Genomic DNA, 20,552 nt, shown 5'->3' on the forward strand with positions numbered 1-20,552 from the left:
GGCGCGGGCAATCGGAGGAAGTAAGCGTAATGAAGACCATCGCCAAACTGCTCTGCGGCGCCGCATTCGCGGCCGTCGCCATCGCGCCGGCATCGGCCAAGGACCTCAACAAGGTCGGCATCTCGGTCGGCCTGCTCGGCAACCCCTTCTTCGTCGCCACCATCAAGGGCATCGAGGACGCTGCCAAGAAGATCAACCCGAAGGTCGAGGTGACGTCGGTATCGGCCGACTACGACCTCAACAAGCAGGTTTCGCAGGTCGATTCCTTCATCGCCGCCGGCGTCGACGTGATCATGCTCAATGCCGTCGACGCCAAGGCGATCGCACCGGCGGTGAAGAAGGCGCAGGCCGCCGGCATCATCGTTGCCGCGTTCGATGTTTCGGCGCCGGGCGCGGATGTCACCGTGATGACCAACAACGTCAAGGCCGGCGAGGAGGCCTGCCAGTACCTGGTCGACAACACCGGCGGCAAGGGCGACTACGTCATCCTCAACGGCCCGGCGTCTTCGTCGATCCTGGAGCGGGTGAAGGGCTGCAAGAACGTGCTTTCGCAGCATCCCGACATCAAGATCCTCTCCGACGACCAGAATGCCGAAGGCTCGCGCGACGGCGGCCTGAAGGTATTCCAGTCGCTGCTCACCCGCTTCGACAAGATCGACGCGGTGTTCGCCATCAACGATCCGACGGCGATCGGCGCGCAGCTTGCCGCCAAGCAGCTCAACCGTTCGGAATTCATCATCACCGCGGTCGACGGCGCGCCCGATATCGAAAAGGAGCTCGCTTCCGGCAAGTCGATGATCAAGGCCTCAGCCTCGCAGGATCCCTATGTGATGGCCGGCCAGTCGCTGACCATGGCAGCCGAGCTGCTGGCCGGCAAGAAGCCTGCGGAGGCCACCGTGCTGCTCGATCCCAAGCTGATCACCGCCGAGAACCTCAAGGACTACAAGGGCTGGACCGCGGCCCGCTGATCACTTCAACAGGCGCGGCCGGTTGATCCCGGCCGCGCCCATCCTTTTCGCCGCAATCCGGAGACGATCATGTCGCGCATCGGAATCCATTCTTTCGTCTGGTCGGCAAGCTCGGCGCAAGGCGAGCTCGAACGCACGCTGGCCAACACCAGGGAGGCCGGCTTCGATCTGATCGAATTCTCCTATCTCGACCCGGCCGATGTCGACATTGGCGGGCTTGCCAAGCGCATCGCCGATCTCGGGCTCGGGGTGACGATCAGCATCGGACTGCCCGCCGACGGCGACATATCGAGCGCCGACAAGGCGGTCGCGGCGCGTGGCGTCGAAATCCTGAACCAAACCATCGCGCTGACGCGCGACCTTGGCGGCCGCAAGGTCGCCGGCATCCTGTCGACCAGCCACGGCTTGCAGGTCGAGGCGCCGACGCGCGATCAATGGAACCGCAGCGCGGCGGCGCTGGCCAAGGTTGCCGAGACGGCCAAGGCGGCCGGGGTCACGCTCAATCTCGAAATCGTCAACCGCTTCGAAAGCAACCTCCTCAACACCGCCGCGCAGGGGCTCGCCTTCATCGAAGACACCAGCTCGGACAACATCTTCCTGCATCTCGACACGTTCCACATGAACATCGAGGAGGCCGATGTCGGGCTCGCCATCCGCCACGCGGCAGCCAAGATCGGCTATGTCCATATCGGCGAAAGCCATCGCGGCTTCCTCGGCACCGGCAATATCGACTTCGCGGCGATCTTCGATGCGCTCACGGCCATCGGCTATGCCGACGATCTCAGCTTCGAATCCTTCTCCTCGGAGATCGTCGACGAGAACCTGTCGAAGAAGACCGCCATCTGGCGCAATCTGTGGACGGACAACATGGCGCTCGCCAAGCACGCGCGCGCCTTCATCGGCCTTGGACTGGAGACGGCGCGGCGCAAGGCGGAACTCGTCTCGGCCAGGCACAAGCCATAGTTTCGTTCGTCGAGGCGACTGTCCGGATGTCAGGCGCTGGCGGCGCCGGCATTGCCCGTTGCGGGTGCATCGGATATCCCACCGTCCAGGCAGATCACGCCAGCACAATTGACCAGACGGAGCCCTGACATGACAGACCAGACGATCTTCAAATTCGGCCCGGTCGAACACGCGGAGGCCGGCGATCTCGCCGGCTGGATCGTGGTCGAGGGCAGGCCGACCATGCAGACCGCCGTCCAACACACGACCGAGGACGGCAAGGTGATGTCGGGCACGTGGCGGGCGACGCCCGGCACCTATCACGCGACTTATACCGACTATGAGTTCGTGCACATGATTGCCGGCCGCATCATCATCACCCCCGACGGCGGCACGCCGGTCGAAGTGGGTCCCGGCGACGCCTTCGTGGTGGAAGCCGATTTCAAGGGCACCTGGAAGATCATCGAGCCAGTGACCAAGCATTTTGTGGTCAGGGTTGCCTGAGGCGGGGTGACCCGTCTGGCCGCATGAAAGTCCCGCCATGGTTCGCCATGGCGGGCGAATGCTCAAGCGAACGCCTTTCGTGCCTCTGCGGGGCTCTGCCGTCCGGCTTGTGGAACATTCATCTGGTGCCAGCGTTTGCTCGTACGCTGTCTTTCAGGAATGCACTGCAGGCCGCGAAGGGGTGCGCGCTGCCTTTTGGAGGCACTACCATGAGCCGCAACCCACAAAGCACGGCACGTGTTGCCGGCCATCCCATCCACCCGATGCTTATTCCGTTCCCGATCGCCTTTTTTGTCGCCACCTTCGTTTGCGACCTGATCTTTTGGCGAACAGGCAATCCGGGATGGGTCACCGCTAGCCTTTGGCTGCTTGGGGCGGGCCTGATAATGGCCGCCTTGGCCGCGCTTGCCGGCCTGACAGATGTCTTGGGCGATGTTCAGATCCGCAATTTGCGTGATGCATGGCTCCACGCTGGCGGCAATGTGGTCGTCGTCCTGATCGAACTCTACAACTGGTACTCGCGATACGCCCACGGCGAGGCGGCGGTGGTGCCCACCGGCGTGATCCTGTCGTTGATCGTGGTTCTCATCCTCCTGTTTACAGGTTGGAAGGGCTGGGAAATGGTCTACCGACACCGCGTGGGTGTCGCCGATGGCTCGGAGGAGGTGCGCTGACCCTGAGCCGCGGTAAGCGTGATCGCTGATCTGTGCATTTTCCTTCGCCGGGGCATCGGCCGGGCCACTCGGCTAATGAGTCGTGAAGGCGTCTGCGGCGTTATCCAGGCGGCCTTGACATCAGCGATATGGCACTCGCCAGCCAAGCGATCTCATCGATCCCTACCAGCTAAGTATCCTTGATACACCGGATTCATCCCCTAGTTCTTTCGGGGGCGCGGCAATCGCGAGGTTGCTCGGGCAGCGGCGGTTCGCGCCGTTCTGACTGCACGCCGCGGAAGGACGGTTGCGCATCCATGGAGGTCGTCTTGCGTCAATCGCGTGGATTCGCTTGTGCGTATTTCGTCATAGCTTGCTCGATCGCGGTGGTTTGCGCAGGAGCTGCAACCGGCGGTCAGCACGGCGGGGGGCAGGGCGGCGGCCATGGCTCTGGTGGCCATAGTGGCGGCGGAGGGCATGGCGCTGGCGGCCAAAACGGCAGCTCACAGAAAGGGACTAGCAACAATCCCGGCGGCTCCGGTTCGCCAGCGGACGATGAGACCAGCACAACCGGCACGACGACGGCCCCTGGGGCGGCCACTGCCACCGCTGTCGCGTCCGCGAGAGGCGGACAGTCGCTCGACCTCCCGGCTGCTCTCCAGCCTCCCAGCGACAGCAACACTCTATCAACGGTCAGCCGAATCGAGCCGCTGCCGGGCGTCCCGGATGAAGTCGTTCGGGCCTGCCACGATGCCATCGAGTCGGCAGCCGCCCGGTTTGGCGCGACCAGCGTGCGCGTCAGCAGCGCGGGTCTCGTACGTCAGTTGAGTCAGGATACGATCTCGGCTCCCGTTGAGGTCAGCATCGACTATCTACGGCAGGGCAGCGTGGAAACGCGGCAGGCGCCGGTCAAATGCGAATTGAATGCGACAGGCAGCGTGATCGGGCTGACATAGCGCATCGCGCAGAATTCCTCGCCGATAGGGCGTGGCATTCATCCTTTGCCCGAAATGGCAACAGGCCTCGCGCGTACTGCGAAGGGGTGCGGGCATTCAAAGATCATGGCCACAGAAGGGACCGCTCGGCCGGAAATCACTGCGATGTCGCGTATGTCGGCAAGAGCGAATAGGGAAGAGTGATAGAACGCACCCGTGTCACCCGTGAAGGGTTGCGTACCTTGCCAGTCTTCTGGCTGACGGCCTTCACCTGGCCGGTAGCTGCCGCGCGGGCAGAACGTGGCTTCGCAGGCGGCTCGATCTGCGCGCTGCGACGCTCAGTCCTGAGCCTGTCATTGTCCGCGCGCGCGGCGGTCAAGTCGCGGGCAAGAGAAACAGTGGCTTCGCGTTGCTCGTCCAGAGCCTCCTGCAGCTTGGCGACACGCAGCAAAAGAGCTTGGGTGGCCGCGCGTTCGATGCGAGCCTTGTCGAGATCCTGACGATTCAAGACGGCTGTAGCACGTTCCCGTGCCAGAGCCTGTGCCGTCTCGGTCGTGGTCTGCTCGGCACGCTCTTTCGCTGAGACTGCTCTGGTGCGCTCCTGTTCAGCCGCCTCGCGCTCGATGCGAGCCTGTTTCAGCTCCTCACCGGCCGATGCTGCTGCAGCGCGTTCCCGTGCCAGCGCCCGCTCCGCGTCAGCTGCGGTCTGCTCCACTTGTTGTCTCGCCTTGACCGCGCCGGTCAGCTCCTGCTCAGCCGCATCCGCACGCTTCGAGAGTGCGGCATTGGCCAGTTTCGCTTCGGCGAGATCGCCACGAAGCTGTTCCGACCTCCGGCGCTCGTCGTCGAGCATGCCGCTCGCCTGCGCCAGTGAAGCCCTGGCCGCGGCGCGATCCTTGGCGGCGTCGGTCTCAAGCTGTTCAATTTGCGCCCGCGCTTGCGATAGATCGCGCGCCTGCCTCTGCGCTTGCTGCTGCTCGAGATGAGCAGCGGGCATCTCCTTGAAGACATAGCTGGTGGCCTCGCCGACCAGCGTGCGGGCATCTCCCGCAATGCGCCGCAACGCGTCAAGGGTGCGGGCTGCCGCGAGTTCGTTGCGCAATCGCTCCTCGCGTGCATTGGCGGCTGCCATGCTTGCCCTCAGCGTGTCGATCTGCTTGCTCGACTCGAGGAGTGCTCCCTGCAGGGCAGCGCTCCTGGCACGCTCGCCTTCCGCCGCCCGGTGTTCCTGGTCGGCCAATTGTCTCGCAGCGGCTGCCTGACCACGATCTGTCCCGGCTTGCGCCTGTTTAGCCGTGAGATCCGGGCCGAGCAATTCGACATTCGCCGGAAGCTCCAAGGGGTGCGAAAGGTCTCGATTGGTCTGGCTTTGGGCTTGCGAAATGGCGGGGGCGCTTTCGACCCAGGTTTGTCTCGTCGTCGCATAACCAATCGGCGCGGCCAGACAAATGACGGCGAGGCCCAAGCGGAGTACAAGACCGATCGGCCTGCGAACCACAGGGGCTGAGGCAGGCGCCATGGCCCCGTCGGGTTCTCCCATCTGAGCCGTGAAATTCAAACCGGGATCCGCGGCATAGGCCAATGGAGCAATTTTTCGCGGTGAAGCCTTATGGCGCAATTGATCCCATGCCGACCCGCAAATCCGCTTCCCACGTTCCTTGATCGTGCTGATGGACGCTGCAAGCCGGCCAGGCCGAACTTTGTTCGGTGCAGGAGCACCGGTCTCGACCACCGACGAGCTCCCGCGAAGCTCGGACGTCATGTCGAAATGCTCGATTCGCACTCCGAACCGAGAGTAGTTGGCATTTTGTGCCCGAACATCCAGGTCGACGGTATCCAAGGGGTTGGCGACCTTGGAAGGAACAGGCTCGGCGACAAGGCCGGCCGGGCTTTCCCATTCCCAAGAAGCGTCGTCGGGGGGACCGGATCTGCCTTCGTCAGGCGGCGCAAGGCGGCGCCGTCGCACCGCGGCAAAGATACGCCAGAGCACAAAAAAGACGCCCACCGACACGAGCGTCACCACTGCGCCCAGAATGGCCAGATTTACGTCGTTCGCGTGAATTTCGGCAAGATAATTTGGCATTGCCGTGCCCGTGCGGTCTGGGGTGTCCCGTGCGGTCTGGGGTGTATTGTCAAGTTCGCAAAGCGATGTCTGGTCATTCGCCTTGACCAAGGCCTTATCCCTCTCGAAGTGTCGCTTTCTTGGGCTCCTCCCGGCGCTATGCTAGTTGTTGCGGATGGCGGGGCGCCGGTCGCATGCCGATAGATTGTCGACCAAGGACGCATGCAGGGCCCTGAAATGCCGATTTGCACCTCTGCATATCAGCCTTGCGAGGGTTCGCCATTTCCCGGCTCTGGACTGTCCATCATGAACTTTAAGCTAGGTCACAGCGCACCACGGTCAACCATCATATGCTGTTTGAACAATCGAGTGGGGTGAGAGGTATCCGGCGGCAATAGCGTAGCTTGCTGAGCCGCCAGTTCCCGTTCGTCATCTTCCGCTGTTAATGGAGATGTCGAGGCCCAGACCGGCTGACGCTGGAAAATCTCGATCGAGAGCTTCCAGGCGGTTCAATTTATAACCGCCACCGGCTTTATTTGTATCTGATCTGCTGATACGTAACCCGTGTGACGAGCGCGGGCCATATGTCGAATGAAATCATGGTTGTCGATCCGCTTGAGCGGCTCGACTTGTTGAAGAGCCTTGCGAGCGAGGTCCGGGTTCGAATTCTCGATCTGCTGCACCGCAAGGGGCCGAAAAACGTCAATCAGGTGGCTGAAGAACTGGGTCTTCCACAATCGACAATTTCGGCAAACATCCAGGTACTTGTCGATGTCGGTTTGATCGAGACGAAATCACAAAAGGCGCGCAAGGGAAGCCAGAAGGTATGCTATTCGACCTTCTCCGAACTGGTTGTCGTCTTCAAGGACCGCACTCCGGCGCAGGATCTCAGCGTGATAGAAGTGGCGATGCCGCTTGGACTCTATACGAGATGCGAAGTCTCCGCTCCCTGCGGCCTGTGTTCAAGGGACGGCGTCATCGGGCTGCTCGATGTGCCCAATACCTTCCTCGATCCTGACCGTATGCGGGCCGGGCTGCTGTGGTTCACGCGCGGCTTCGTCGAATACCAGTTTCCCAACAACGCGACGCTTGCCAATGCCAAAGTCGGCGGGTTGGAACTGGCGATGGAGCTTTCGTCCGAGGTGCCGGGCACATCGAAGGATTGGCCATCGGACATCACGGTCGCGATCAACGGACACGAGATCGATACCTGGACGGCGCCGGCCGACTATGGCGACAAGCGCGGCAAGCATACTCCCGGCTGGTGGAAACTAGCCGGATCGCAGTATGGCGACCTCGTCCACTGGCGCGTCACGAACAACGGCACCTATCGCGGTAATGACAAGGTTTCCAGATGCTCGCTGGCTGATCTGGAACTCGAGCGACACCGCTCGATCCGGATACGAATCGGCGTGAAAGAAGATGCACGTCACCCCGGCGGCATAAACATCTTCGGCAGCGGCTTCGGCAATTACAGCAACGACATCGTTCTGCGCCTGCTAAAGGCCTGAGAGCATAGACCCTTGACGGGCGGACGAACTCCGCCCTTAACTGACCCACGCCCCGGATATAAACCGGAAAATCGGATTGATAATCCGCAGTGGGAGGGATCATGAAGGCCAGAGTCACGGCGAACGCGGCCTACGCCGTCGCGGATATCGACAAACGTCTTTACGGCTCGTTTCTCGAGCATCTTGGCCGGGCGGTCTATACGGGCATCTACGAGCCCGGACATCCGCAAGCGGACGCAGAGGGGATGCGCAAGGACGTGATCGAGTTGGTGCGTGCGCTCGACACTCCGATCTGCCGTTACCCGGGTGGCAACTTCGTGTCCGCCTACAATTGGGAAGACGGCATAGGCCCCAAGGAGAACCGCCCGCGGCGGCTCGATCTTGCGTGGCGCACCACGGAGCCGAACCTAGTTGGAATCCACGAATTCGCCGACTGGGCCGAAAAAGCCGGCACCGAGATGATGCTTGCGGTCAATCTCGGTTCCCGCGGCCTCGACGAGGCGCGGGCCTTCGTTGAATACGTCAACCACCCGGGCGGCAGCTACTGGTCCGACCTCAGGGCCAAGAACGGACGCACGCAGCCCTGGAACTGCCGCCTCTGGTGCCTCGGCAACGAAATGGACGGTCCCTGGCAGGTCGGCCACAAGTCGGCGAGCGAATACGGCCATCTCGCAAACGAGACCGCCAAGGCGCTGCGCGGCCTCGACCCCACGGTTGAACTGGTCGTCTGCGGCTCGTCGCATTCCAATATGCCGACTTATCCCCAATGGGAAGCAACCGTGTTGGAGGCGACTTACGAGCAGGTCGACTACATCTCTCTCCACATGTATTTCGAGAATTACGAGAAGAATACGGCCGAATATCTCGCTCTCCCAGCCAAGCTCGACCGCTACATTGGCACGGTCGCGGGCATCATCGACTACGTGAAGGCCAAGACCCGCTCGAAGCGGGACGTGAAGATCTCCTTCGACGAGTGGAACGTCTGGTACCATCAGCGCAAGCGAGACGCCGAGCGTATGCGCGCCTGGGACTGGCCGGAAGCGCCCAGGCTTTTGGAAGACATCTACAATTTCGAGGACGTGCTCCAGGTCGGCTGCATCATCAATACCTTCATCCGCCGATCGGATATTGTTCGTATCGCCTGCATTGCGCAGCTGGTGAACGTTATCGCGCCGATCATGACCGAGCCCGGCGGCGGCGCCTGGCGGCAGACGATCTACTGGCCTTTCATGCTGGCCTCCAAGCACGGCCGCGGCACCGCGCTGCAGCTCGCGGTCGAGGTGCCCACCTATGACGCGGCCGCGGCCGACAAGGTGCCATGGCTCGACATTGCAGGCGTGCACGATTCGAACGCCGGCACGCTGACCTTCTTCGCAATCAACCGGCATGGGTCCGAGACGATAGAGGCCGACGTCGCCCTCGAGCGGTTCGCCGCCAAGTCCATCGAGCATACGATCATCCGTCATGACGATCTCGAGGCCTGCAACACGAAGGACGAGCCGGACAATGTAGCACCGGCCAAAGGCAACGGGGCAGCGCTCAGCAGCAAGGGAATGATGCTGAAGTTGCCGCCGCACTCCTACTCGATGGTGCGTCTGACACTCTGAGAAGATATCCGACTACCGGATATATACCGCAAAATCCGTTGCAGGCGGTTTGGTTTGGTGTAGCATTGAAATGTTCAAGGCGGATCTAACCGCCGTACTCGGGAGGAAGCTGAGATGAACTTTCGCAGGATGATGGCCATAGCGGTGGTTGCGGCCGGAGGATTTTGGGCCGTCGCGGCCCAGGCCGAAGAAACCGTCATATGGTGGGATTTCCTCGGCGGGGGTGACGGTGTGCGCATGAAGCAGATGATCACCGACTTCAACACCGCCCACGCCGGAAAGATCAAGATCGACGCCACGACGCTGGAGTGGGGCACGCCCTTCTACGCGAAGGTGCAGACCTCGGCCGCGGTCGGTGAGGCGCCAGACGTCATGACCTATCACGCCAGCCGCATCCCCTTGGCGGTGAGCCAGGAGATTCTCGAAGAAATCACCGCCGAGGACATGAGCAAGATGAGCCTCTCGGCCTCGGACTTCGCCCAGACGACGATGGACGCCGTGACGGTCGACGGCAAGCAATACGCAGTGCCGCTCGATACCCATCCAATTGTCCTGTACTACAATCGCGTCCTCTTGAAGAAGGCAGGCGTGCTCGGCGACGACGGCCGTCCGGTGGGCATGAGCAACAAAGAGGAATTCACCGCGACATTACAGAAGTTGAAGGATGCCGGCGTCGAGTTCCCGTTGGGCAGCGTCACCGCCGATGGCAACTTCATGTACCGCACCATTTATTCGCTGGTGTGCCAGCAAGGCGGCGAGCTTCTGACGGGCAAGGAGTTCCTCGCTGGCGACAATGCTGAAAAGCTGGCGAAAGCGTTAGCGGTTCTGCAAGGGTGGACGAAGGCTGGGCTGCAGTCGACCTATACGGACTATCCGGCAACCGTTGCCCTGTTCACCTCGGGCAAGGCCGCCATGATGATCAACGGCGTCTGGGAAGTTCCCACGATGACCGACCTCGCCAAGCAAGGCAAGCTGTTCGACTGGGGCGCCGTCGAGATCCCGGTGATCTTCGACAAGCCATGCACCTACGCGGACAGCCACTCGTTCGCGATCCCGAAGAACAAGGGCAAGGAGATCAGCCCGGAAAAGCGTGCCGCCGTTCTCGAGGTGATCTCATGGATGGACAAGCACTCGCTGTTCTGGGCCACGGCAGGCCACATCCCGGCATACAAGCCAGTCACCGAGACGGCGGAATACAAGGCAATGGAGCCAAATGCGACCTACTCGACGCTGACGGCCAATATGATCTTCGATCCGAAGTCGACCAAAGCTGGCGTCGCCGGGCCGATCTTCGACATCATGTCCAATTATTTCGTGCCAACCCTCAACGGAGAGATGGACCCGGGCGAGGCGGTGAAATCCATCAAGGAAGAGCTGAACAGCATGTAGGGTCTCAAAGGCTGGGACCGCCCTGCCCAGGTTGGTCCCAGCCATGTTTGAGGAAGAGCCATGCTTCGCAACTCCCGCACTGAACGTCTTGTCGCGCTGGTGCTGGTCGCTCCCTTCCTGGCGATCTACTTGCTGGCGTTCGTCTATCCGACGGTTCAGATGTTCCGCATCTCCTTCACCGATGCGCCGCTGATCGGTGCGGGTCAGTGGGTTGGTCTCGACAACTACCTGCGGCTCGACAATGACCCGATGTTCCGGCGCGCGGTCTGGAACACTGCTTACTTCGTGCTGATGACGGTCGTCCCGGGAACACTCGTCGCCCTTTTGATCGCGCTTGGCGTGTCACGCCTCAAGGGCCGGTTCCAGGCGGGTGTGCTGGCGTTGTTCTTCCTGCCCTACATCCTACCGGTATCCGTGGTCTATCTGATCTGGGACTGGACATTGAATTTCCAGTTCGGGATCGCGATGCATGTGCTGGACTGGCTGGGAATCGCGCGAGTACCGGTCTTTAAGTCGCGCGCCTGGTTCTTGCCGGCGGTGGCCGGGGTGACGATCTGGTGGACCGCGGGCTTCTCGATCCTCCTCTTCCTCGCCGGACTGCGGTCCATACCAGCGGAGATCTACGAAGCCGCCGCGCTCGACAACTCGACGCGATGGACCACGTTTCGGCGTATCACCTGGCCACTGCTTTGGCCGATCACCTCGCTGGTATTGACCATCCAGCTCATCCTGCAGCTCAAGATCTTCGATCAGGTCTATCTGTTCTCGATCGGCGGCCGGCCGAACGACAATATGGTGCTCGTCTACTACGTCTTCCAGAAGGCTTTCCAGCAGAACCAGGGAGGCAGGGCGGCGGCTGTCGCCGTCACCCTCTTCGTGCTTGTGGTCGTCGTCTCGGTCCTGCAATTCCAGCTGCTCCGGTTCGCCGAAAGGCGGCGCCGATGAACGCCATGGCTGCGCGGCGCTGGAATTTTTGGGGCGGGGTAATCACGGCAACGACGCTCGTCTGGGCCATCCTATGGGCATTCCCGCTCTATTGGGGCGTGATCTCATCGCTCAAACCGGACGACGAAGTCGTCCGGCCCTACATCGAACTCTGGCCCGAGACGCCGACGCTGGAGAACTATATTGACGCCCTGACCACCACGCAGATCGGCACCTGGTACGTCAATTCGGTGGCGGTCGCGGTCGGCGTAACGGCCATCACCATCTTCATCTCGATGCTGTGCGGCTACGCGATCTCGCAGTTGCGGTTCCCGGGGCGGATCGCGCTATGGTGGTTGATACTCGCCTCCTTCATGGTCCCAATTTCGGCGCTGATCATCAATCATTTCGTGCTGGTCGCCAACCTTGGCCTGCTCAACACCTGGGCCGGAATCATGTTGCCGCAGCTTATCCACCCCGTCATCATCATCGTGTACAAGCAGTTCTTCGATCAGGTCCCGAAGGACTTCCGCGAGGCCGCGGTCATGGACAATGCGTCTGAATTCGGGATCCTGTTCAAAATCTACGTGCCCATGAACTGGGGGGTAACGACGGCGCTGTCGATCGTCTGTTTCATCTGGACGTGGAACGCGTTTTTGTGGCCGTTCCTCTCTGTGACCCGCACCGAGATGATGACGATCACCGTCGGCATCACGCAGGTCAATGACGCCTTCGGCGTCTACTACGCGCGCCAGCTGTCGGCAGCTGTGCTGGCCGGCCTACCGGTGGCACTGGCCTACCTCTTCTTCCAGCGCCGGGTAACCGAAGCGATAACGCTCTCGGCAGGTATCAAGGGGTAGCCTCGGCCCGCAAGCGAACCGCAATGCCAGAGGGCATGACCCTGCTCGGCGGATTCGGGCCGGGTCAGCGTGCGTGCCAGGTCGATCCGTCCGCGGCGAAGAGATGCAGGGCGGAGATGTCGAACTTCAGCCGAACGGTGTCGCCCGGCTTGACGCTCGAGACCCCGCGATCTTGTGCCGTAACCTGCGTCCCATCGGCGAGCCGCGCATAGACGAGCGTTCGCTCGCCAAGGCGCTCGACAACGGTGGCCGTGGCGGATGCATCTTCGCCGTCGGAGACGACAGTCAGCGATTCCGGCCGCACTCCCAGTTCGCGCCAATCCATGTTGGACGGCGCGCCAGGAAGTTCGACGATCGATCCATCCGTCAAGCGCGCATTGAGCCTGTCGCCTGAGCCCGAAACCGTAACGGGCAGAATGTTCATCGCCGGAGATCCGACGAAGGTCGCGACGAAGCGCGATGCCGGACGTGCATAGACCTCGTCGGGTCTTCCCATCTGCTCTATCCGGCAGTCGTTGAGGATCACAATACGGTCGGCGAGGGTCATCGCTTCCACCTGGTCGTGGGTGACGTAGATCATCGTCGACTTCAAACGTTGATGCAGCTCGGCAAGCTCGACGCGCGTACGGGCCCGAAGCGCCGCGTCCAGATTGGAGAGCGGCTCGTCGAACAGGAATGCCTTGGGCTCCTTGACGATTGCCCGCCCGATGGCCACGCGCTGGCGCTGCCCGCCGGAGAGCTGCGACGGCCGCCGATTGAGCAGCGCTTCGATCTCCAGGATGCGCGCAGCCTCAGCGATCCGCTGGCGTATGACATCCGGCGCGACACGAATGTTCCTCAGCCCAAAGGCCATGTTCTCCGCGACTGTCATATGTGGATAAAGCGCATAGTTCTGGAAGACCATCGCAACGTTGCGCCTGCCCGGCGCCAGGTTCTCCGAGCGCACCCCGTCGATCGTCAGCGTGCCCTCGTCAATGCTTTCGAGGCCGGCGATCATCCGCAACAGCGTCGTCTTGCCAGAACCGGACGGACCGAGAAACACGACCAGCTCTCCTGGTTCAATGTCCAGGCTGACGCGGCGGATCACTTCGACTGCGCCAAAGTGCTTTGATACGCCCGACAGCGCGATTCCCGTCATGCTTGCGATCCTTGTTTCCTCCATAATTTCGGATAAATACCCGATGTCAAGGAACGTGGGGGGCTATGGCACAATGAGCGCCCTTATCCCTGGTCCCCGGAACAGCTGCTTTCCAAGCTACCTTGCCAAAAGCCGACCATCTGCAGGCCCCAAACACGACCCACAGGCTGACGGATTGTTCTCTTGAAAAAGACGGCGTCCATCCAAATCATAAAAGTCAGCGAAATTTGCCGTACTATGTCTCTCAAAATTTCTCAGAAAAATGCGGCAGATTTCTCGCTAAATCCTTGAAATGCATGGTGATCCCGACAGGAATCGAACCTGTGACCTACAGATTAGGAATCTGCCGCTCTATCCTACTGAGCTACGGGACCACGCGGCCCGACACATAGCCGCTTCGGATCGTTTCGCCAAGAGGCTGGCCGAAGGCAATTCAAGAGGCCGGCCGAAGACAATTCGGCGGCCTCTTGTCATCGTTCGTCACCGCGCGCCTCAGGCGGCCAGCGCGGTTTCGGCCAGTTTCACCCAGTAGCTCATGCCGTGCGGGATGGCCTCGTCGTTGAAATCATAGGCCGGGTTGTGGAGGCCGGCGGTGTCGCCATTGCCGATGAAGATGAAGGCGCCGGGGCGGGCTTCCAGCATGTAGGAGAAGTCCTCGCCGCCCATCACCGGCTGGATGCCGCGGTGGACATGGGCGTCGCCGGCGACGTTGGCCGCGATGTCGCTGGCGAACACCGTCTCTTCCGCGTGGTTGAAGGTCACCGGGTAATTGGCCTGGTAGTCGACCTCGATCTTGGCGCCGAAGGCGATCGCCAGCCCTTCGCAGATGGTGCGGATGCGCTCTTCGGACTTCTTGGCGATTTCCTTGCGCAAGGTGCGCACCGTGCCGGCGATCTCGGCCGATTCCGGAATGATGTTGTAGGCATCGCCGGCATGGAACTTGGTCACCGACACCACCACCGCCTCGACCGGATCGGTGCTGCGCGAAGCGATGGTCTGCAGCGCGCTGACCAGCTGGCTGGTGATGACGATCGGGTCGATCGTGCCGTGCGGCATGGCCGCATGGCCGCCACGGCCGTTCACGGTGATGGTGAATTCGGCCGTCGCCGCCATGATCGGGCCCGGCCGGATCGCGAACTGGCCGACAGGCAGGCCCGGCATGTTGTGCATGCCGAACACCTTGGAGATGTCGAAGCGCTCCATCATGCCGTCCTTGACCATCTCGTTGCCGCCGCCGCCGCCTTCCTCGGCCGGCTGGAAGATCACCGCCACGGAGCCCGCGAAATTGCGTGTTTCGGCGAGATATTTCGCCGCGCCCAGAAGCATCGCGGTGTGGCCGTCATGACCGCAAGCGTGCATCTTGCCGGGAACGGTCGAAGCGTAAGGCTTGCCGGTGATCTCGTTGAGCGGCAGCGCATCCATGTCGGCGCGCAGGCCGATGGTGGCGCCGTCGCCCTGGCGGCCACGGATGATGCCAACGACGCCGGTCTTGCCGAGCCCGGTCACCACGTCGTCGCAGCCGAACTCCTTCAGCTTCTCGGTCACGAAGGCGGCGGTCTTGAAGACGTCGAAGTTCAGTTCTGGCGTCTGGTGCAGGTGTTGGCGCCAGCCGGCGACTTCGTCCTGCATCTCGGCGGCTCGGTTCAGGATTGGCATGGTGGTTCCATCTCGCTGTTGGAGCAGGCGGGCTGGCCCGCTGCCTTTCAATTGTGATCGTCAGGCACTTTTGCCATGTTGGCGTCACATAGGGTAAATAGCACCGCAACGATGCGGTCCGTTTTTGAGGGGCGGACTCGTTATGCTGCCGGTCACGTAACGAAATCTTACGGAGCCAGGGGCGACTACGGCAAGAGGCGATTTCGGATTTGATCATGCGGCACAGGCATTTCCTCAAACTATTCTCGGCTGGCGCAATCATGCTGTCGGTCCTGGCTGGGCCGACGCTGGCCAATCCGGTGGTTGTCTTCGACCTCAAGAGCGGGCAGATCCTGCAGCATCAGGATGCCTTCAAGCGCTGGTATCCGGCCTCGCTGAGCAAGCTGATGACCGCCTACGTGACCTTCCGGGCGATCGCGGCCGGCGAAGTCCAGCTCGATTCGCCGATCAAGGTGACGAAACACTCGGCCGCGGAGCCGCCAAGCAAGATGGGCTTCAAGCCGGGTTCGGTGATGCGGCTCGACAATGCGCTGAAGATGATGCTGGTCAAATCGGCCAACGACATCGCCATGGCGGTCGGTGAGAATATCGGCGGCTCGCAAGCGGCCTTTGCCGAACGAATGAATGCCGAAGCAGTCCGGCTCGGCATGAACGGCACCCATTTCGTCAATCCGAACGGCCTTTATTCGCCGGACCAGTACACCACGGCGCGCGACCTTGCCGTGCTGGTGATGGCGATACGCCGGGAATTTCCGCAATATGCGCCATGGTTCTCGATCGAGGGGCTCGCGGTCGGCAAGAAGGCGATCCCGAACTACAATCTCTTGATCGGCCGCTATCCCGGCGCCGACGGCATGAAGACCGGCTTTGTCTGCCCTTCCGGCTTCAACATGATCGGTTCGGCGACGCGCAACGGGCGCACGCTGGTGGCGGTGGTGCTTGGCGAGAAGTCGGCGGTCAGCCGTGCCGAGGCCGCGGCCAGACTGCTCGACCAGGGTTTTGGCGCGCCCGCCGCCGGCTCGACCACCGTCGCCACGCTGGCGCCCTACGGCGATACGGTCTCGCCCAACGACATGCATGACGAGGTCTGCAAGAAGAAGACGCCGGAGGAGCAATCCGAAGCGCCGCCCGCCTTGGCCAAGGACGTGCCGAAATCGCCCTACCAGGTAAAGCTCGACCATGTGCCGACGCTGGTTGCCGTCGGTCTTGGCGGCGCCACCGGCCCGGCGCCGAAGGCGATACTCGACCAGGGCGGCCAGGAATATGCCGACGTGCCGATCCCGACCTGGCGGCCGGACAAACCCCAGCCCGCGGGCACCGGTCCCAAGGTGGCAGGCGCCGACGCGCAAGGTGACCGGCCCGCCAAGACCGCGAACTGACCGCAATGGCGAGCTTCCCGATACCCGTCTCGGTGCTGACCGGCTTCCTCGGCGCCGGCAAGACGACGCTGCTCAACCGGCTGCTGAAGGATCCGGCGCTGGCCGACACGGCGGTCATCATCAACGAGTTCGGCGAGGTGGCGATCGACCATCTGCTTGTCGAGCAGGCCTCCGACGGCATCATCCAGCTTTCCGACGGCTGCCTGTGCTGCACGGTGCGCGGCGAACTGGTCGATACGCTGGCCGACCTGGTCGACCGGCTGCAGACCGGGCGCATCGCACGCCTTGCCCGCGTCATCGTCGAGACCACTGGGCTCGCCGATCCGGCGCCCGTGCTGCAATCGATCATGGCGCATCCGGCGCTGGTCCAGGCTTTCCGGCTCGACGGCGTCATCACGCTGGTCGATGCGGTCAATGGCGACGCCACGCTCGATGCCCATGTCGAGGCGGTCAAGCAGGTCGCGGTCGCCGACCGCATCGTGCTGAGCAAGGCCGACCTGGTTGCCGGCCCCGTAGAACTTGAAATGCTGCGGGCGCGCCTGCGGCAGATCAATCCGGGTGCCGAACTGCTCGATGCCGGCGATACGGGGACGGGCGTGGCGGCGCTGTTCGACTGCGGCCTCTACAATCCAGCCACCAAATCCGCGGACGTGCGGCGCTGGCTCGGCGAGGAAGCGGCGCACGATCACCACCATCATGACCATCACCATGACGGGCACGATCACCATGAAGGGTACGATCACCATGACGGGCACGATCATGGTCACCGGCACGACCAGCGCGTGCGCTCCTATTCACTGGTGCATGATGGTCCGGTGCCGTTTTCGGCCATCGAAATGTTCCTCGACCTTCTGCGCTCGACGCATGGCGAACACCTCTTGCGCATGAAGGGCGTCATCGAATTGCAGGAAGATCCGTCGCGGCCGCTGGTCGTGCATGGCGTGCAGAAGATCCTGCATCCGCCGGTGCAGTTGCCCTCCTGGCCGGACAGCCAACGTGGCACGCGGCTGGTGCTGATCACGCTCGACATGCCGGAAGACTATGTGCGCCGGCTGTTCGCCGCCTTCACCAACCGGCCCTCGATCGACACGCCCGACCGCTCGGCGCTGGAAAACAATCCGCTGGCGATTGCCGGGCGGTAAACGCTATGATCCCTGCGCGCCGCGTTCGACCAGAAAACGGTGGCCGCCCACGACAGCCGCCGTTTCGATCAACTGATGGCCGGCGTCGGAACAGAAAGCGGGAATGTCGATGACGGCGAGCGGATCGGTGGTCTCGAGCCAAAGCCTGCTGCCCGGCGGCATGCCGGCAAGACGTTTTTTCGCTTTAAGCATGGGTAGGGGACAATTCAGCCCCTTGAGATCATAGATCGCGGTGCGTCCGGCCAAGGATAGAACCTCAGCCGCCGAACATGCCGAGCAGCTTGTTCTTGAGCTTGGTAACCCGGCTCTCATCGGCATTGGCGGCCTGCGTTTCGGCTTCCGGCGCGGCCTCGGTCGGGGCGGCTATGGTGGCGGTGGCGGCAGGCGCCTCCTTGGCGGCCTTGGCCGCTTCCTTCTCGGCGAGCGCCTGTGCCTTGGCGGCTTCCTTGGCCTGCTTGGCAGCCTCTATCGCAGCCAGCCTCTGCTCCTCGGCCTTCTGCTTGGCGGCTTTCTCGGCGTCGAGTGCAGCCATCTTGCGGCCGGTCGGCGAATCGATGCGGCCCATGCGCGTCGTCTCGGTCACCGTGCCATTGGAATTGAGCGAAGGCGGGTCGATCGGCACGCGCTCGCCGCGCGCCCGGCGCTTCGACCAGTCGGAGACGATGCTGGCTTCCTTGATGCCGGCGATGGTCGGCCTGGGCGGCGGCACGCTGGCCTTGAGCGCGCCGGTGAACGCCGCGTCATAGGTGCTCTGATAGGCGTTGTAGGCGCTCTTCAGCGAATCCGGCTGCGTGGTCGCCGGGCACGGTCCGGTCGGATCGAATGTCTGGCCGTCGGGGGCGACCTGGTTGAAGACGTAGCGCTTTTCGCAGACGTCGACCTTCGGCGGCACCTTGGTGATCTCGAAATTGTCGTAGCCGACCTTCAGCATCTTCCAGAACTCGTAGTTCGGGTCGTTGCGATAGCGCGCCATGTTGGCGGCGGTCATGCGGAACGGAAAGGCCTCGACCTGAAACTCGGTCTGCCCGCCCTGGAAGGCGTCGCGGCCGAAGGCATAGATCTGCTCGATCTGCGCGTCGGTCATCGAATAGCAGCCCGAGGACGAGCAGGCGCCGTGCACCATCAGGTTCTGGCCGGTGCGGCCGTTGGCACGGTCATAGGCGTTGGGAAAGCCGATGTTGAAGGACAGATGGTAGTTCGAGCGCGGGTTCATCTGCGACGGGCGAACCGTGTAGAAGCCTTCCGGCGCCTGGCGATCGCCCTCGGTGTATTTCGGACCGAGCTTGCCCGACCATTTGCAGATGTCGTAGCTGGCGACCATGTCGTAACGGCCGTTGGTCTTGGCCTTCCAGATTTCGAGCTTGCCTTCTTCCTTGAAGATACGTGCCATCACCGAGGAGGTGCGCACCATGCCCTTGGCCTTCATGTCGGCCAGGATCTTGTCCGGCAGCGGCTTGTTGGCCTCCGGGGCAAAGTCCTTCATCGACGAATCATTGCAGCCGGCGATAGCGATCGAGGCGACGAGGACTCCGGTACGGGCGAGCTTGGCAAACATGGATACGGCTATGTCTTTTCCCTCGGGCCAATGGCTTCGAAACGGCCGAGCCCACATGCTGAACACCGACGGACCGTAAGCCCGTTAACCTTGAAAATTCCTTACCGCAAGCGTCGGTCAACCCCTTCGCGGCAATTTCCCGAGCCTTCGTGGCAACTTCCCAACCCTTCGTTGCAACTTCATTGACCCGAATGCGGCGGCATTTTTGTGGCGAAATTGCTCATTGACGCCACATTGCGGTGGGCAAGCCGCTTCCGATGACCTCGTTCCGACGTCAGCGGGTCAGAGGCTGCGCCCCATCGCCAGGTATTTCTCGCGGCGCTGCTCGCGGAAATCGGTGTTGGCGCCGGCAAAGTCCTTCATCGTCTTGGCAATGAGGTCGCCGGTCGCGGCAATCACCGTCTCGGGCGCGCGCTGGGCGCCGCCCATCGGCTCGGGGATGATGGCGTCGATGATCTTCAATTCCAAAAGATCCTGCGCGGTGATCTTCATGTTGGTCGCCGCGTCCTTGGAGCGGGTGGTGTCGCGCCACAAGATCGAGGCCGCGCCCTCCGGCGAAATCACCGAATAGATGGCGTGTTCGAGCATGTAGACACGGTTGGCGGTGGCGATCGCGATGGCGCCGCCAGAACCGCCTTCGCCGATGACCACCGAAATCGACGGCACCTTGAGCGCAAGGCAGGCCGAGGTCGAGCGGGCGATGGCTTCCGCCTGGCCCCGCTCCTCGGCGCCGACGCCGGGATAGGCACCCGCCGTGTCGACCAGGGTCAGGAGCGGGATCTTGAAGCGGTCGGCAAGCTCCATCAGCCGCACCGCCTTGCGATAGCCTTCAGGGCGCACCGAACCGAAATTGTGCTTCAGCCGGCTGGTCGTATCCGAACCCTTCTCCTGGCCGATGATCGCGATGGGCTCGCCGCGGAAGCGGGCGAAACCGCCGACGATCGCCTGGTCCTCACCGAAATTGCGGTCGCCGGCGAGCGGCGTGAAATCGCTGAACAGGCCCTTGATGTAGTCGACGCAGTGCGGCCTGTCGGAGTGGCGTGCCACCTGCACTTTCTGCCAGGGCGTCAGCGCCTTGTAGAGATCGCGCAGCGCGTCGCGCGACCGCTTCTCCAGCCTGGTGATCTCGTCGGCGACATCGACCGCCTCGCCATTCTCGGCAAGCTTCTTCAGCTCGAGGATCTTGAGCTCAAGATCCTGCACCGGCTTTTCGAAATCGAGGTAATTGTACATGCGTGAGCGGACCGATACGTCGGAAGGCAATGACTGCGGAACCGTTTAATCCAAGGCCCCGGGCGGTGAAATGTCGTCCTCACATAGCGATATG

At 62.3% G+C, this 20,552-nt stretch carries 17 protein-coding genes and 1 tRNA gene; 11 read left to right on the forward strand and 7 right to left on the reverse strand.

Features of this window, described 5'->3' with window-relative positions; all coding sequences use genetic code 11:
- Positions 1 to 29 precede the first annotated feature (29 nt).
- The 4 genes from LB568_RS10420 (at position 30) to LB568_RS10435 (ending at position 3,088) form a co-directional block, all read left to right on the forward strand.
- Positions 30 to 968: an ABC transporter substrate-binding protein gene (locus LB568_RS10420; protein WP_013892746.1), complete on the forward strand. Its 939-nt coding sequence runs from the start codon at positions 30 to 32 to the stop codon at positions 966 to 968.
- A gap of 69 nt (positions 969 to 1,037) precedes the next feature.
- A complete protein-coding gene (locus LB568_RS10425) occupies positions 1,038 to 1,931 on the forward strand; it encodes a sugar phosphate isomerase/epimerase family protein (RefSeq protein WP_224730053.1) in 894 nt (297 codons plus the stop codon).
- A gap of 129 nt (positions 1,932 to 2,060) precedes the next feature.
- A complete protein-coding gene (locus LB568_RS10430) occupies positions 2,061 to 2,414 on the forward strand; it encodes a cupin domain-containing protein (RefSeq protein WP_023763827.1) in 354 nt (117 codons plus the stop codon).
- 209 nt (positions 2,415 to 2,623) lie between these two features.
- A complete protein-coding gene (locus LB568_RS10435; RefSeq protein WP_140573244.1) occupies positions 2,624 to 3,088 on the forward strand; it encodes a DUF2231 domain-containing protein in 465 nt (154 codons plus the stop codon).
- A 1,071-nt stretch (positions 3,089 to 4,159) separates the two neighbouring features.
- On the opposite strand, the gene LB568_RS10440 is transcribed toward LB568_RS10435, so the two are convergent.
- Positions 4,160 to 6,175, reverse strand: a complete 2,016-nt coding sequence (locus tag LB568_RS10440; protein WP_224730054.1) for a hypothetical protein — start codon at positions 6,173 to 6,175, stop codon at positions 4,160 to 4,162.
- 473 nt (positions 6,176 to 6,648) lie between these two features.
- Between LB568_RS10440 and LB568_RS10445 the strand changes: the two genes are divergently transcribed.
- The 5 genes from LB568_RS10445 to LB568_RS10465 all read left to right on the forward strand — a co-directional run bounded on the left by LB568_RS10445 (position 6,649) and on the right by LB568_RS10465 (position 12,355).
- Positions 6,649 to 7,575 (forward strand): ArsR/SmtB family transcription factor, encoded by a 927-nt coding sequence (locus LB568_RS10445; protein WP_224730055.1) that lies wholly within the window; start codon positions 6,649 to 6,651, stop codon positions 7,573 to 7,575.
- Positions 7,576 to 7,676: 101 nt separating this feature from the next.
- Positions 7,677 to 9,182, forward strand: a complete 1,506-nt coding sequence (locus LB568_RS10450) for an alpha-N-arabinofuranosidase (protein WP_140573242.1) — start codon at positions 7,677 to 7,679, stop codon at positions 9,180 to 9,182.
- 114 nt (positions 9,183 to 9,296) lie between these two features.
- On the forward strand, positions 9,297 to 10,571 hold the full coding sequence (locus LB568_RS10455; protein ID WP_224730056.1) for an extracellular solute-binding protein: 1,275 nt from the start codon (positions 9,297 to 9,299) through the stop codon (positions 10,569 to 10,571).
- A 60-nt stretch (positions 10,572 to 10,631) separates the two neighbouring features.
- The gene (locus LB568_RS10460) at positions 10,632 to 11,516 is read left to right on the forward strand and encodes a carbohydrate ABC transporter permease (protein WP_013892756.1); all 885 of its coding nucleotides are present in this window, start codon (positions 10,632 to 10,634) and stop codon (positions 11,514 to 11,516) included.
- Complete coding sequence (locus LB568_RS10465; protein WP_013892757.1) at positions 11,513 to 12,355, forward strand: carbohydrate ABC transporter permease; 843 nt, start codon at positions 11,513 to 11,515, stop codon at positions 12,353 to 12,355. The genes LB568_RS10460 and LB568_RS10465 overlap by 4 nt, the downstream gene beginning before the upstream one ends.
- A 64-nt stretch (positions 12,356 to 12,419) precedes the next feature.
- Here the strand turns inward: LB568_RS10465 and LB568_RS10470 are convergent, their stop codons facing one another.
- The 3 genes from LB568_RS10470 to LB568_RS10480 form a co-directional block, all read right to left on the reverse strand.
- Positions 12,420 to 13,493: an ABC transporter ATP-binding protein gene (locus tag LB568_RS10470; RefSeq protein ID WP_224730057.1), complete on the reverse strand. Its 1,074-nt coding sequence runs from the start codon at positions 13,491 to 13,493 to the stop codon at positions 12,420 to 12,422.
- 297 nt (positions 13,494 to 13,790) lie between these two features.
- Positions 13,791 to 13,867: transfer RNA gene (locus LB568_RS10475), tRNA-Arg, on the reverse strand.
- Between the two features lie 118 nt (positions 13,868 to 13,985).
- Positions 13,986 to 15,149, reverse strand: a complete 1,164-nt coding sequence (locus LB568_RS10480) for a M20 aminoacylase family protein (RefSeq protein WP_224730058.1) — start codon at positions 15,147 to 15,149, stop codon at positions 13,986 to 13,988.
- A 215-nt stretch (positions 15,150 to 15,364) separates the two neighbouring features.
- Here LB568_RS10480 and LB568_RS10485 point away from each other — a divergent pair, with 215 nt between their 5' ends.
- Entirely contained in the window at positions 15,365 to 16,528 is a 1,164-nt protein-coding gene (locus tag LB568_RS10485) for a D-alanyl-D-alanine carboxypeptidase family protein (protein ID WP_224730059.1), read from the forward strand.
- Positions 16,529 to 16,533: 5 nt separating this feature from the next.
- Positions 16,534 to 17,670, forward strand: coding sequence for a CobW family GTP-binding protein (locus LB568_RS10490; RefSeq protein ID WP_224730060.1), 1,137 nt, complete (start codon positions 16,534 to 16,536; stop codon positions 17,668 to 17,670).
- Positions 17,671 to 17,673: 3 nt separating this feature from the next.
- Here the strand turns inward: LB568_RS10490 and LB568_RS10495 are convergent, their stop codons facing one another.
- From LB568_RS10495 to LB568_RS10505, 3 genes are all read right to left on the reverse strand, one after another.
- Entirely contained in the window at positions 17,674 to 17,916 is a 243-nt protein-coding gene (locus tag LB568_RS10495) for a sulfurtransferase TusA family protein (RefSeq protein WP_224730061.1), read from the reverse strand.
- Between the two features lie 10 nt (positions 17,917 to 17,926).
- Positions 17,927 to 19,225, reverse strand: a complete 1,299-nt coding sequence (locus tag LB568_RS10500; RefSeq protein ID WP_013892764.1) for a L,D-transpeptidase family protein — start codon at positions 19,223 to 19,225, stop codon at positions 17,927 to 17,929.
- A gap of 282 nt (positions 19,226 to 19,507) precedes the next feature.
- Positions 19,508 to 20,458: an acetyl-CoA carboxylase carboxyltransferase subunit alpha gene (locus LB568_RS10505; RefSeq protein WP_013892765.1), complete on the reverse strand. Its 951-nt coding sequence runs from the start codon at positions 20,456 to 20,458 to the stop codon at positions 19,508 to 19,510.
- Positions 20,459 to 20,552 lie beyond the last annotated feature (94 nt).

Origin of the sequence: Mesorhizobium sp. B263B2A, from assembly GCF_020165775.1 — a bacterium.
Lineage (GTDB): Bacteria > Pseudomonadota > Alphaproteobacteria > Rhizobiales > Rhizobiaceae > Mesorhizobium > Mesorhizobium opportunistum.